Source organism: Collinsella sp. HCP28S3_E12, from assembly GCF_052065595.1.
GTDB lineage: Bacteria > Actinomycetota > Coriobacteriia > Coriobacteriales > Coriobacteriaceae > Collinsella.
Genome location: NZ_JBQHTS010000040.1, coordinates 1 through 1,005 on the forward strand (window position 1 = coordinate 1; position 1,005 = coordinate 1,005).

Here is a 1,005-nt window from a genome sequence, read left to right on the forward strand (position 1 = left end):
ATCGGTCGGCGGGGCCTGCCGTTAACCCGTCCCGGTCCGCCCCCGGCATGTCATCGACGCCTTCGGCTCAGTCTCATATCCGCGGATACCGTTCTGTCGGCCCGCACTCCATTCCTTCGGCGGGGTTCCCCAAGTCTGTCGAGGCGCATGCGGAGGGCTCCGCGCGCACAGCGAAATAGGGGGTATCCCCGAAGGCCGCCCGGCTCGCCGGGACGGGGGCTGTGTCTATTCCGCGCCCTCCCGGCACATCATGCCGAGGGCCCAGAGCCACCTCACGAGCTCGGCCGCGGTGGCCGCGTTGGCCTTCGCCGCGGGCATGCCGCGGGCGAGCATCTCCTCGCGCCGCCGCAGGAGCCGCTCGGACCCCTTCCTCCCGTGCATCCTTATCTCGAGGGGCACGCCCGTGTCCCTCGGCATGAGCTTCGGCTGGTGCCGTGCCGCGGCGTAGCACCATGAACCCTCAACGGCCAGCTTCCTCACGAGCGCGTTGCCCGCGCCGCTGATGCCTCCGAGCCGCACGGAGTCGCCACTCGACCTCTGACTCGGCGCGAGGCCGAAATAGGCCGTGACCTGCCTTCCGGAACGGAACCTCGTGAAGTCGCCGACCTCGGCCGAGAAGGCTGCGGCCAGCGCGAAGGCGCAGCCCTTGATCGACTGGAGGGCGGCCACCTCCGCGGCGATCGGGCTGGCATCCACGGCGGCCCTGTACTCGGAGAGCAGGTCCGCCCGGGCCTCCGCCGCGGCCTCGACCTCGTTCCTCAGGGCGGCGAGCGTCCGAACCCCGCCATCGTCCTCCGGCCTGACCTTGTCGAGCCACCTCAGGAAGTCGTAGGTCCAGTACTTCCTCGGGTTGCCGGCGGGCGTGGTGCCGCCGTAGACGAACCCCCGCTTTGCGAGGAAGGCGAGCAGCCGCTGCTTGGCGGTCGCCAGGCGCGCGGTCGCCCCGTCGTAGGCGCCGGCGAGGTCCCTGATGCCTTCGACCTCGGGGGAGGGGACCCATACGGG

The 1,005-nt window shown here is 71.1% G+C and carries 1 protein-coding gene; it reads right to left on the reverse strand.

Going from position 1 to position 1,005, the window contains the following annotated elements; translation table 11 throughout:
- Nucleotides 1-225: 225 nt before the first annotated feature.
- Nucleotides 226-1,005 (reverse strand): transposase (locus ACTNBY_RS09290; RefSeq protein WP_441064277.1); only part of this gene is annotated, 780 nt, incomplete at its 5' end.